Below are 12,870 nucleotides of genomic sequence, written 5' to 3' on the forward strand. Positions count from 1 at the left end.
TACAAGCAGGAGGAGGATTTATACAAATTCCCCCCTCAATCATTAACTTGCCTTTAATGATTGTTTTTCGCCGCTGCGTTGCTGATGATGAAGTGAAAGCCAATACAGCATGGCCACAAAAATGGAACCTCCTACTAAATTCCCTAAAAATACAGGGGTAAAATTAGAAATATAATCAAGCCAATTTAAATAACCGGCAAAAATAGCCGCTGGGATGACAAACATATTGGCAACAACGTGTTGAAAACCAATAGCAACAAAAGTCATCGTCGGAAACCAAATTCCTAAAATTTTTCCTGATGGCGTATTTGAACCGTAACAAAGCCAGACGGCTAATGCTACAAGCCAGTTACAGCCAATCCCTGAGACAAATGCTTGAATAAATGAACCATCCAGTTTATGTTCGGCAATATGAATCATTTTTTCTAAATAAACACCTGACTCAGTAAGACCAACTATATGCCCAAAAAAGTAAGCAACAAATAGCGCACCGATAAAGTTGCTTAACGTAATAATGGCTAAGTTTCTTATTAAAGCCACTGTTTTTATCTTTTTCGCATATCTGGCTAGAGGGACAGCCATCATATTGCCTGTTAATAATTCGCCACCAGCCATTAACGTTAAAATAAGGCCAATTGGGAATAACGACGCTCCAATAATAGTGGACAATCCTTCTAATTCACCACTGAGAGGAGCTGTGACACGTATGTAAAGCAAATAGCCAAGAGCAATAAAAGCTCCAGCCTGAAACCCCAATATCAGCGATTTCAAAAAGGGGTAATTTGCCTTTTTCACACCGTGGTTAATCGTAATATCAATAATTTCTTCAGGTTTATAAGAAGCCATAGGATCAACATTCCTTCCGCTTTTATAGTTTTATGTGAAATAACACACATACTCAATTTTATACCATTTTGTGCTATTTTCCTGTGAACATTTTGAGTATGTTTTTCACGAGCGGAGGGAATATGAGCTTTTACTGTGCCGCTTTTAGCCCTTCTATATCGGGTTCAGTTCCGAACCATTCCTTATAAATTTCTGCATACTTTCCATTGTCTAATATAGTATTGACAGCTTTGTCAAAATCCTCTTTTAGTTCACTGCCTTTAGGGAAAAGGATTCCATAGAACTCAGAGGCAAAGTTTTGTTCATCACTTACTACTTTAAGCTTTTGCTCGGGGTTATTTTTAACATATGTTTCGACAACAGTATTATCAGCGATGACAGCGTCTGCTCCATCATTCAACAGCTCCTGGATCGCTAAATTATTGTCCTCAAATTTTTTAATGCTGTCGTTGTTTACGCCAAGCAGTGCTTCTGCCGACTCCTGCCCTGTTGTACCATTTTGAACCGCGACGGTTTTGCCTATTAAATCGTCAGCGCTTTGAATATCGCTGCCTTCTTTTACTAAAATCATATTAGTAGATAAATAATAAGGAACAGAGAAATCATATGTTTCCTTTCTATCATCATTAATCGTGATGGCAGCAACCGCTAAATCCGCGACTTTATCTTTCGCTTCTAGAAGCATGGATTCCCATCCGACATGCTTAATATCTAATTCATAGCCGGCTTCTTCAGCAACAGCTTCAATAAAATCTATATCAAAACCGACGATTTTATCCCCTTCCATGTACTCCATCGGTGCATATGCAGCGTTTGTAACAAGTTTGAGGGTCTTATCTTCATCTCCTCCACCTGTTGTGCTATTCGTTCCACATCCAGAAAGGACAATTGTAATCGCTAAAATCATTAAAAAGCTAAGCTTTGTTAGTTTTTTCATGCTTCTAATCTCCTTTAGTCTTACACTCTCGTAAGTTCATTCTATTTAACATGTTGTAATTATACTAATATATGATTATTTATGCAATATAATTTTATAAAATATTATTTTTATAGCATATCATTGTATAATGATGAATAAAAACGAAATAACAAAGAATGCTTTTAAGTGATAGAAGGAAATTCATAAGTCACTCATGTTAGAAGGAACATTCCATGACGAAATGATTTAATCGGAGGACGGTGTTTAACCGTAATATTAAGATTCTGAGACCCGTCATAAAATCTCAATAAATTTATGGAGTAAAGTGGTAACTTCCTTCAAGCATCCCATTATGAATGTTCTTTCGAAAAGTCATGAATGATTATGAATATTGGTAAATAGAAGCTTAAAATATCTAGATTTCATAATGGTAAATTTCCATCTTCTATTTTTGAAAATCATATGTGCTCTACTCTATGTCATCACAAAAGCAGCGTTAATTTAAAATCTTAATTAGTTCAATCTCATCTCTGATTGGAATACCATCATTGCCAAGCAATGGGATCTCAGGTTTGATTCTTCTAGCCTTTTCTACAGCATTATTTAATATTTTGGATAGAGTAAAACCTCGTTTTTGATAAAACTTTAATGCTAGTAAATTATCATTTGTAGTGATCACTTTTATAAGTTGACAATTTTCCTTAACAGCGAGATTTTCTACTTCCTGAACTAAAGATGTACCTACTCCCTTACCTTCTTCAATACTATCTAATGAGATTATTTCGCACTCTTTACCTTTAATGATGTAAGTTATCAGTCCAATGATATTATCTTCATCATTTACAATGGTGAAACCATCCAATTTACTGCAATCATAAACACCGCTGGAAATGACCATTTCTTGACTACCCCAATGGCGCTTAAAAAAATCCACTATCCTACTCTTCGGTATATCTTTTGTTGCATACCTTTTCATTTAATGCCACCTCTAAACTTTTTTGATTTAATTTCCATCTTCTTATCAGGTTAAAAAAGTTGACAAAAAAATTTGTTTATGCTATAATTTACTTTTAATTTTATATGTTATACAATAAGGTTCTCCTGGCCAGGGGTACCTTATTTTTTATATATGGGAGAGAAATGGTATGAAAAAAAATGAATCCAGTTTAACTTCCTTAATATCTGCTTTTGGACGTGCGTATCACAGTAAATATGATTCTCCTAAAATTTTTGATGATTATATTGCATGCCAGTTCATTTCCAATGAAGAGTTTTCTGCGATCAGTAACAATATGATTAATGGTGTACAGTTTTTCAACGGTGATATTAAGCAAAGATTCAAAGATGATCCCGAAGAAATTTTAAAGTGGATTACACAGGTTCAGCTTTCTCCAACACCTTTAGCACGCTCAGCCTATTGTGAACAAATATTAAGTAATGAAATTAAGTTAGGTGTCCAACAATATGTCATACTTGGAGCTGGATTAGATTCTTTCTCCTTCAGGTATCCAGAACTAAAAGACTTGTTGCAAATTTTTGAAGTTGATCATCCAGCAACACAAAAATTTAAAAAGGAAAGATTAAAAGAAGCTAAACTTAACGTCCCGAGCAATCTCAATTTTGTGCCAATGGACTTTACAACTAAGTTTTCTCATCAGGATTTAGGAAAGAGGGGATTTCAAAATAAAAAAACGTTCTTTAGCTTATTAGGCGTTTCATATTATTTAACGAAAGAACAAAATACGGCATTGATCAATCATTTATTTGAAAATGCCCCTCCAGGCAGTTCTATTGTGTTTGACTATGCAGATGAACAACTCTTTAAAGAAAAAGGTATGTCCAATAGAGTTGAAAATATGGTAAAAATGGCCGCAGCAAGTGGAGAACCTATGAAATCAAGTTTCACTTATAATGAAATAGAAAATATACTTGAAAAATCTGGTTTATTAATTTATGAACATTTATCACCAACTAAAATAGACAAGCTATTCTTTAATAACAGAACGGATTATTTAACTGCATTTGAGACAATACATTATATCCACGCTGTTAAGAAATAATTGTGCATGTAAGAAAGCCTCTCCAGCCTTTAAATGCTTGAGGGGCTTTCTACTGCTTTTGCTTATTCTTTTGCAAACAACTTTTCTGAAAATGGGGATATTCAAAACCCAATCTTTCTCATGTTACTTATTATTTGATTTTTGGTTCCCAGAAAGGAGCTAAAAATCAACCGCACATCCCATTAGTCCGATATGAAAAAGAATTCCTACCTTTAACATAAAAAATTACTTTCTAGTAAGCTTTCTTAACTCCCCCAAGAAAACTCACAACAATACTGCTAATCCCAATAACAGTACCTAGAACACCAATGATAATAATCCAAATACTTGGAATCAAAAACCCTACTAAAATAAGACCTAAAAAGGTCAACACTACAAAGCCTTGATAAATGGCAAAAATAATATTTAAGACAAAATGATTAAAAAACGACAATATTAATGGAGGAAATAATAGCACAACCAGTGTTCCAAGAGATAACCATAAGTTAAGCGGATCAGCAAATGAAACTGTATTGGGACCTGTTGGATTTTTAGCAGCTAATAATAAAGCTATAATAGCTAACACCATTATCATTAACGCCATAGAAAAACGCTTTGTCATAATGAATACTCCTTTTTAAATTTACTTTTTATAACAGTAACAACACCATTAACCTTATACGCATTACTGTCTTAAAAGGTTTCGATATAAATATTATGCATGGATTTACCCAAGTTGAAATGATACTTAGTTTAATGGACAAATGGAAAGTGAAACCATTTAAATATGCGTTTGCAGACGTTCAGCGCAAGTGCTGTAGCAGCTGTTACATTCTAAACGACTTTCAAAAGCTTGAGAGACATTCCTCCATTGTACAGCTCGGAGGTATTAAGTCTCATTAAATACCTATCCTATTCTGCTTATTCTCAAGTATGAGCCTTTCCACCCGATATTTCTCAACAGTTGCCCAGTCAATTTCATATCCAATACCAGGGGTAGTCGGAACTTGTATTACTCCTTGTTCCATTTTCACTTCAGGAACAACAATATCTTTTTCCCAATAACGATTTGAAGGAGAAGTGTCTCCAGGTAAAATAAACTGATCCAATGCTGTAACGGCGATATTATGTGCTCTCCCAATCCCAGCCTCAAGCATCCCCCCACACCAAATGGGAATGTTATGAACTTTGCAGTAATCATTAATTTTCTTAGCTTCCGTTAGTCCGCCAACCCGCCCTACTTTAACGTTGATGATCTGGCATGCACCTAGCTCAATGGCCAGCTTGGCATCATCAAGTGAATAAATACTTTCATCTAAACAAATGGGTGTTTGAAGTTCCTTTTGCAGTTTTGCATGTTCAACGATGTCATCCTGTCCAAGAGGTTGTTCAATCATTAATAAGTTAAAATCATCAAACCTTTGTAAATGGGCAATATCATTTAATGTATAAGCTGAATTGGCGTCCGCCATGAGCGGAAGATTAGGAAATGCTCTCCTTACTTCTTTCAACACTTCCAAATCGTACCCAGGCTTAACCTTCAGCTTCACCCGCTTATAGCCTTCCAGAGCATACTGCTCAATTTTTCGCAACAGCTCTTCTATCGTTGATTGGATACCAATACTGATTCCAACATCAATAGTTGTTTTTCCACCTCCCAGACATGTAGCAAGAGGGAGCTTTTTTCGTTTTGCATACAAATCCCAAACTGCCCCTTCTAAAGCGGCTTTTGCCATATTGTTCCGTTTTATTGGAGAAAATCGAACTGAAACATCATCAGGATGGTTAATTGGGGCATGAAAAAGCAGCGGAATTAAGAAATCCTTCATTATATGCTCAACTGTTGTAACTGTTTCCTCTGTGTACCACGGGCTTATGAAAGCAACCGATTCACCAAAACCACGAAAACCAGCTTCATCGACCATCTCTATTATAAAAAATTCCTTATCTTTCATCGTACCGAAACTTGTCGCAAACGGAGCCTTTAACTGCATCTGAAGTCTGTGTAAAACGACTTGTTTTATAAGCATAACTCTATACTACTCCTTTATTTATAGTGTCTCATTCCATTATATTACAATAAAATGACCTTACAGTGGTGGAAATGAAAGAACTTCATGAAAAAAACCGATCATATAATCTGGTAAAAGAATTATCTCTAAACCGGATACAAGTGTAATTTTTTCCGCTTTTTTTTAGTTAACTTTTATGAACCTTTCGGCTGTTCCCCTTCATACATTATTGTTATGGAGGTGGACCATTGAAAAAAATACTGTTGTTCCCTATTTTTCTTTGCTTTTTGGTGATGAGTGCCTGTTCTTCAGAGGATCCGATCAAGGAGGAATTGGAATCCTATTTAAATGATGATCTCGCCAATATTATTGGATTGGAAACAGAAGCGGTCTCAGCATACGACAGCGTCACTGGTGTCAACTATACATCTGATCAATTATTGTACGATGTACTTTTAATGGATGTTATCCCGACCTACCAGGAATTTATGAATAAGCTGGAAGCCATCCGTCTTGAGTCAGAAGAGCTGCGCGCGATACATGAAGGCTATATTGAAGGCGTCAACACTCAATATAATGCTTTTACACGTATCGTCACAGCATTAGAATATCAAGACCGTGCCATGATCGAGGAAGCCAATGCAATGCTCGATGAGGCGCGAAAGCTTCTTCGCGACTTCAATTACAATATTGAAAAATTAACGAAAGAACACGGTGTAGAAATGAAGAAAAGCTTCGAGTCCGAAACGACTGGATTATAAGGAAAGAGGTCAGTCCTCTCATAAAGCGGACTGACCTCTTCAAATTAGAATATAATATGAGCAGCAATCACAATAATCGGTAACGTAATGATTGTTCGTAGTAAGAAAATAAAAATCAAATCTTTTATGTTCAGCGGAAGCTTGGAACCAAGCAATAAACCACCTAGCTCAGACATGTAGATTAACTGAGTAACTGAAACCCCTGCAATAACGAATCGCGTCAGTTCACTTTCAATCCCGCTTCCAATTACTGCCGGAAGAAACATGTCAGCAAAACCTATAACCATCGTTTGCGCCGCAGCTTCAGCTTCAGGAATCTGCAATAATGTCAGAATCGGCTCAAATGGCTTCCCAAGAATCGTGAAAAATGGAGTAAACTCTGCAATTACTAAAGCGACTGTACCTATGGTCATGACGATTGGCAGAACACCTAACCACATATCGAGAACATTTTGAAACCCTTCTTTCAAAGTTCCAACTGCACCATTATTTTTTCTTGCTTTCGATACTGCCTCTGATAATCCCCATTTTAACGGGGACTGACCTTGTGGGATCGGGCTTTCTCTTTTTAACTCCACACCTTCATAGCCAGTATCCGCTTTTTTTGATAGTGGTGGGATGCGTGGCATGATTAACGCTGCGACAAAGCCTGCTAAAACGATCGTAATGTAGTAGGGAGCAAAATAATGCTGCAAATTCATATAGGAAAGAATGGCAATGGAAAAGGTGATCGATACAACCGAAAAAGTAGTCGCCACAACTGCCGCTTCTCTTTTTGTATAATATCCTTCTTCATACTGTTTTGTTGTTAATATAACACCAACTGTACCATCACCAACCCATGATGCTAGACAATCTAAAGATGAGCGGCCTGGTAAAGTAAAAACGGGTCTCATCACTTTCATTAACAACGCGCCAAAAAACTCGAGCAAACCAAAATTCAATAGCAGTGGCAATAAAAAGCCTGCTAATAAGAAAACCGAAAACAAAATCGGAACTAAATCATAAAGGAGAAGCCCTCCTGTATTTTCAGAATAAACCCATTCCGGTCCCACTTGAAATAACGTTATTATTGCAATTACCATCCCAACTAAGCGGGCAATTAACCAAAATTTGTTAACCGCCAATAAACGATGCAGAAATGGACTATTCTCGATATAGCGCGGCTTTAAGAAAACGGCAATCAAGGAACCAAAAACGGAAAGTGAAATTAAGATGACTGCCAGAGCTGGAATTAACGGAGATAAAAATTCCGTTAATTGATTCGCAATCAATGCTACTGGAATAGTAACTTCCCCTTCCGATTTCACAGGAATCATAAATAAAAAAATTCCAATTAAGGACGGAATTAGAAACTTAAGAAAATCTATTGTTGAATAAGACAATGCTCTAGAACTCGGATCATTACTCATCGCACGCACCTCTTGTTATTGTATTTTATCGTTGACTAATAAAAAATATTCCACGATATAAAAAATAGCCCTATTTCCAGACTACTCCTATAAAATTACTTTCTTAAAATACTATTTGTTTAATTCCTTAAACATCATAAATGATCAATCTTCTTTTTTCAAGCAAATTCCGAATAAATAATATAATAAATTCATATTTATACATAAAGAATAAATTGGATGTTAAAACTAAACTTCGCAGCGGTACATAACCTGTTATCTCCCATAATAAGCCCAAAAATACGAATCCGGAAGCACCGTCCCTGCGAGGAGCAATCAAATAAGCGAACAATTATGCTGAAAAATCCTCTGATTCCATGAAGCGACTTGTGCTCTCTCTATCCCTTCATGGTATCAGAGAAAAAAATGAGCCAAAATCATCACCGACCTGTAGCAAAAGTCTGCGATAAAAGAAATCTAAAGTTTGAGATCAAATGCATTTTAGGTTTGACTGTCATAAATACACTCAATTAAAAAAAGTGAGGCACAACAAAAGTAAAAGGCGCCACTTCAAGAATGGCGCCTTTCCACTAATCTTCATCCTTCACATCCAAATCCTCTGGGATTGGTTCATTAAGGATTTCCTCCATTAATTCCCTATATCTTTCTACTTGCTTTAAATGTGTTTGAAATTGATCTCGATTCACTAAATACTGCTCACCATCATGGATAGCACGGATTCTCTTAGTCAAAATAAGCTCCGTAATAACTGAATCTGGCATTGTCAAATATTCGGCCGTCTCTTTCACTGTTAAATACATATTTAACTCTCCATTTCTCACATCTCTATAGTATTATATTCCTTTTTTTATAATTAACAAATACAAATAAGAGATTACAGCAATGGCTTTAATTGATTTTTGTTTAGTTATTTAAAACGGCTAAAGCATGCTTTCTAAAGGCATCGATCGCTTTATTGATATTTACGGACAACCCTTGCTCATCCAATGTTTCTCCAATTAATACAATTGCTTTTTCTAGCATTTCAACCGTTGTATTTCCCATATGTCCGATTCGGAACGCTTTTCCAGCTAAATGTGACAAAGCTCCAGCAACGATTAAGCCTTTTTCCGCAAGGGCAGAGCGGAAACTTGCATCATCAATTCCATCTGGATATAACATGCAGCTTAATGTAGCTGCTGCAACCTGCTCATCTGCCAGCGCTTTCATTCCATACACTGAAAGTCCTGCCCTAACAGCTGTTCCATATGCTGCATGGCGCTTGTAACGTTGTTCCATTCCTTCTTCCAGAACTAATCTCATTCCTTCTTCAAATGCATAGACAAGATTAACGGGTGGAGTAGCAAAGTATTTCGACGGATCATTCATAATCGGAATCCAATTGTAAATATCACAATAATAGGCGGACACTCGCTCCATTTTTTCACGAACTGCAAGTGCTGATTGATTAAACGCTACAATGGCGAGACCTGGAGGCACAGCAATTGCTTTTTGCGACCCTGTTAAAACCACATCGATTTTCGCCTCTTCATTGCCATAGCCTTTACTCATATCCTCTTCCATTGCTGCCGTCGCACATACGCCATCAAGAATGACAAGTGCGCCATTCCTTTTAATAATCGGTACTAATTGCTCAAGGTTGGCTGCAACACCAGTTGATGTATCTGCATGTGTAATCGTAACTGCTTTAAACTGATCTGTAGAGAGTTTCTTCTCTACTTCTACTGGATCTACTTGTTTCCCCCATTCCGACTGAAGGACATCAACTTCAATACCAAAAGCTTTTCCCAATTTAATGAAACGGTCGCCAAAGTAGCCATGACTGATTACTAACAGCTTCTCTCCAGCTGCAACTGTATTAACTAAAGCCATTTCCATCGCTATCGTACCTGAGCCAGAAATAACAAAAACTTCTCCATCTGTTTTTAACATTGTTCTTGTTTTTTCGATCGCACTCTTATAGAGTGCAACAAATCTTGGGTCAGTATGGCTTCTCGTTTCACTAGCTAAAGCTTCATAAATAGATTCGACCACAGGTGTTGGCCCTGGGATTAATAACATCTCATCATTCCGCATGTTCCTCGTCCTCCCTAAGCATTCTTTTGTCTATCTATCACTCTCCATTATACAACTTAAACCGCTTTCATTTACACGGAAAGCGTTAATCTTTAGAAGATTTTCAAAAAAAATGACCTCTTCAAAGAGTCATAAAAAATATGATAATAGAGAAGTGGTGGATAGGCTACTCCCCTTTTAATTTTTTTGCATTCTCCTTTGAGGTTCTCACCTCAACGGTAAGGGAGCCACCGTTGACAAATGCCTTTATCAAAAACGGGACATCATGAGAGTTCTGAAAACGGAAATCTAATCCTCCATAGGATACTGTCGCATCTCTCCCGGTTGGAACATAACCGATATTAATAGAGTGGTGATGCCATTCAATATACTCTACTCCAATTTGGTCAACCGCATTAAATAAAGTTGAAGATGTTTGGCAAACTCCACCGCCAATCCCTTCAACAAGCTCTTTGTTGACGATTTCCATCGCTTTTTGGTAGCCGCTTGCTTCATCCCTTGGCCCGACAATTTCATTATAGGAAAAAATATCTCCAACTCCGAAGATGACATTATTAATTGCAGCAGCAGACAGCTCAATATTTTTTGCCCTTCCGATGACACTGCTGTCAAAGTAAGTCGTATAGGATGCAATCACGACTTCATCCAACTGTGGTACATCTTCAGGAGAGTACCGGCTTTCTGTTACCTTTAACGGCAATTCTACTTGACCACCTCTATTCATCGCTTCAAGAACTCTATTAACCAGTTCCTCTTCTTCAAGGATGATCATCGGCTTCCCTTTTTTTATCTGTCCATTTTCTTCTATTTTATCTAAAACCATCCGCTGATCATAGCCTTCAGTTTTTTCTGTCCCCCTTGCTAATTCCCTAGCCCAATTCTTAAGCTCTTCTTTAAAACTATCATCATTCTCATCCACTTCTTTCGGGTCAATGGTACGAATAATCTCCCTTGTCGACGGATCGACAATATCAATAACAAACTGCACTTCTTTCTCTATGATTCTATTATTTATTTCTTCTGCAGCTGCGACCCTATGTGTTTTTATGTTTTTTACTTCTGTCTCTGGCTCTTTTGAGCAACCCCCTAGTACAAGCAAAATCACAATACTAATTAATAAATGTTTCCAACGAAATTTCCCCATATTTCCTCCCCATTCTCTTTATTCTCTATACACTCCTGTAAGGAAGGTATTGCCATTTACCATTGTATGCAGGGGGATACCCACATATGCTGGGGAGACAAACCATTTTCCCCTATAAATAAGATGAAAAATGTGGTTATTGAAAAAGCAACTCTTTGAATTAGAAAGCATATCGGAAGAGATTCCTCATAAGCAGCGGTTCGGGAGGCAAACCCTCGAACGCGATGAAACATACTATATTGGCGTCGGAAAGATCATATTCTGAAAAAAATAAACAAAAAATACAATTTCGCTCGATTGAGGGTCTTGTAAGATGTATTGCGGATTTCTCTGTGAATGACCATGAAGAACAATAGGGAGGGGTTAGACGTAGATACATAACAGCATAATTTTCTAAGCTACAAATAAAAGAGCAGCCAATTAGCCGCTCTTTCACTTTATCCGACAGTGTCCGCTTCCTGAAATTTAAAAGTTTTCGAAAAACAACCGAATTACATCGGCTCCGCCAATAAAAGTACCCAGTGAACTGCCAAGGTTTGCGAAGACGATGACGAGTAAGACGCGCGTAACTTTATTAGACCAAAAGCCTTTTACTGAAAATACATCTTCTGTCAGTGTTTCAAAATCACTCACATTTGGTTTGCTAAAAAAAGCTTGGACAAATCCGGCGAACCAACCGGCTGCTAGAAGCGGATTTAATGATGTAATTGGGGCAGCAATAAACGCTGTTACTATCGCGAGTGGATGTCCTAATGCCATTGCTGCCCCAATCGCTGATAAACAACCATGCCAAAGCACCCAGCTAAGCGTTTGCTGCAAACCGGCATCAGGATTGGCTAAAAATGTATAAGCTATAATCGCCAATATCACAATTGGAATCGACCAACCAATTATTTTCGGAGCCTTCGATTTTGGAGGAAGCTTTGATAATTGTTTTAAATCATGATCCTTGTTGATTTCCTCTTTAATGCCTGGAACATGGGCTGCCCCTAGGACAGCAACAATTTTTTTGCCTGGTGCCTCCTTAATTTTTTGTGAGAGATACTGGTCTCGCTCATCAATTAACGGCACTTTTAGACGTGGAAAAGACTCAGTAAATTCATTCAAAACCGTATTAATCATGTCTTTGCTTTTCATTTTCTCAAGTTCTTCTTCAGAAATGGTGTCTTTGCTGAAAATACTTGCCACTACCTGTGTTAACAGCTGGGCCTTTCCCCACAGTCCCACTTGATGCCATATTCTTGAAAAGGTCGTCTGAATATTTCGGTCCGCAAGTACTAATGTAGCACCTGTTTCTTTGGCAGATTCAATTCCTTGAATCATCTCTTGTCCAGGTTGAATTCCTAACTGATTTGCCATTCTTTTTTGAAAAGAAGAGATAGCAAGATTGATAAGCAATAATGAAGCTTTTTTCTGCTTAATGACACTGAATATATCCATGTCTTTCCAACTGTTACCCTCCATGATCGATTGGTATCTTTGTTCATCAAGCTCAACACAGACAGAATCAGGCTTCTCTGCTTCGATCACTTCTTTTACTTGCTCTGCACTTTGCTTGGATACATGGGCCGTGCCAATTAAAATGTATTCTTTTTCATCTAAAAAAATTCTTGTTACATTTTCTTGTTCCAATGATAAATTACCTTCCTTTATGTACAGAT

12 protein-coding genes are annotated in these 12,870 nt (G+C 37.2%); 2 read left to right on the plus strand and 10 right to left on the minus strand.

Annotated features, from left to right (window positions below):
- Positions 1 to 42 precede the first annotated feature (42 nt).
- The 3 genes from NST02_RS21690 to NST02_RS21700 all read right to left on the minus strand — a co-directional run bounded on the left by NST02_RS21690 (position 43) and on the right by NST02_RS21700 (position 2,741).
- Entirely contained in the window at positions 43 to 846 is an 804-nt protein-coding gene (locus NST02_RS21690; RefSeq protein WP_095308786.1) for a formate/nitrite transporter family protein, read from the minus strand.
- A gap of 130 nt (positions 847 to 976) precedes the next feature.
- A complete protein-coding gene (locus tag NST02_RS21695; RefSeq protein ID WP_095308788.1) occupies positions 977 to 1,783 on the minus strand; it encodes a basic amino acid ABC transporter substrate-binding protein in 807 nt (268 codons plus the stop codon).
- Between the two features lie 478 nt (positions 1,784 to 2,261).
- On the minus strand, positions 2,262 to 2,741 hold the full coding sequence (locus tag NST02_RS21700; RefSeq protein WP_340949782.1) for a GNAT family N-acetyltransferase: 480 nt from the start codon (positions 2,739 to 2,741) through the stop codon (positions 2,262 to 2,264).
- Between the two features lie 169 nt (positions 2,742 to 2,910).
- Between NST02_RS21700 and NST02_RS21705 the strand changes: the two genes are divergently transcribed.
- A complete protein-coding gene (locus tag NST02_RS21705) occupies positions 2,911 to 3,825 on the plus strand; it encodes a class I SAM-dependent methyltransferase (protein WP_137742981.1) in 915 nt (304 codons plus the stop codon).
- Positions 3,826 to 4,057: 232 nt separating this feature from the next.
- Here the strand turns inward: NST02_RS21705 and NST02_RS21710 are convergent, their stop codons facing one another.
- Both NST02_RS21710 and menC read right to left on the minus strand, forming a co-directional pair.
- Positions 4,058 to 4,426 (minus strand): hypothetical protein, encoded by a 369-nt coding sequence (locus NST02_RS21710; RefSeq protein ID WP_095308794.1) that lies wholly within the window; start codon positions 4,424 to 4,426, stop codon positions 4,058 to 4,060.
- A gap of 277 nt (positions 4,427 to 4,703) precedes the next feature.
- Entirely contained in the window at positions 4,704 to 5,834 is a 1,131-nt protein-coding gene (gene menC / locus NST02_RS21715; protein WP_137742982.1) for an o-succinylbenzoate synthase, read from the minus strand.
- A gap of 230 nt (positions 5,835 to 6,064) precedes the next feature.
- On the opposite strand from menC, the gene NST02_RS21720 reads away from it, so the two are divergent.
- Positions 6,065 to 6,577, plus strand: coding sequence for a hypothetical protein (locus NST02_RS21720; RefSeq protein WP_137742983.1), 513 nt, complete (start codon positions 6,065 to 6,067; stop codon positions 6,575 to 6,577).
- Between the two features lie 44 nt (positions 6,578 to 6,621).
- Here the strand turns inward: NST02_RS21720 and NST02_RS21725 are convergent, their stop codons facing one another.
- From NST02_RS21725 to NST02_RS21745, 5 genes are all read right to left on the minus strand, one after another.
- Positions 6,622 to 7,989, minus strand: coding sequence for a YjiH family protein (locus NST02_RS21725; RefSeq protein ID WP_137742984.1), 1,368 nt, complete (start codon positions 7,987 to 7,989; stop codon positions 6,622 to 6,624).
- Positions 7,990 to 8,558: 569 nt separating this feature from the next.
- Positions 8,559 to 8,789 (minus strand): excisionase family DNA-binding protein, encoded by a 231-nt coding sequence (locus NST02_RS21730; protein ID WP_137742985.1) that lies wholly within the window; start codon positions 8,787 to 8,789, stop codon positions 8,559 to 8,561.
- 103 nt (positions 8,790 to 8,892) lie between these two features.
- Entirely contained in the window at positions 8,893 to 10,065 is a 1,173-nt protein-coding gene (locus NST02_RS21735) for a pyridoxal-phosphate-dependent aminotransferase family protein (protein ID WP_137742986.1), read from the minus strand.
- Between the two features lie 166 nt (positions 10,066 to 10,231).
- A complete protein-coding gene (locus tag NST02_RS21740; RefSeq protein WP_137742987.1) occupies positions 10,232 to 11,209 on the minus strand; it encodes a VanW family protein in 978 nt (325 codons plus the stop codon).
- Positions 11,210 to 11,674: 465 nt separating this feature from the next.
- Positions 11,675 to 12,841 carry a TraB/GumN family protein gene (locus NST02_RS21745; RefSeq protein ID WP_095308807.1) on the minus strand — a complete coding sequence of 389 codons (1,167 nt, stop codon included), beginning with the start codon at positions 12,839 to 12,841 and terminating at the stop codon, positions 11,675 to 11,677.
- Between the last annotated feature and the right edge of the window lie 29 nt (positions 12,842 to 12,870).

Source organism: Robertmurraya sp. FSL W8-0741, from assembly GCF_038004005.1.
Lineage (GTDB): Bacteria > Bacillota > Bacilli > Bacillales > Cytobacillaceae > Robertmurraya > Robertmurraya siralis.